The 218-nt window shown below is 65.1% G+C and carries 1 protein-coding gene; it reads right to left on the bottom strand.

Annotation, left to right across the window (positions count from 1 at the left end):
- The coding region (locus tag ACX4ZE_RS23580) for a hypothetical protein (protein WP_480275667.1) at positions 1-218 on the bottom strand (218 nt) is incomplete at both ends.

The following is a 218-nucleotide window of genomic DNA, read 5'->3' as shown; positions in this document are numbered from 1 at the left end:
CACCCACCGCCGTCTGCGGAGTGGAGGCCACCTGTCGTAGTACTCGCACGTACCGGGCCGCGATCGCCTCGACCGTCGCCCGGTCGAACAGGTCGGTCGCGAACTCCACGAAACCGGTGAATCCCGCACCGTCGGGGGCATCGTCGATGTTGAACCACAGATCGAAGCGGGATGTCCCCGGTGAGCAGAAGAAGGGAGATATGCCGATTCCGGGCAGC

It is taken from the genome of Nocardia sp. TBRC8007 (assembly GCF_056629435.1).
The sequence above is the reverse complement of the archived record's forward strand: the minus strand, read 5'-3'. Positions and strand labels throughout refer to the sequence as shown.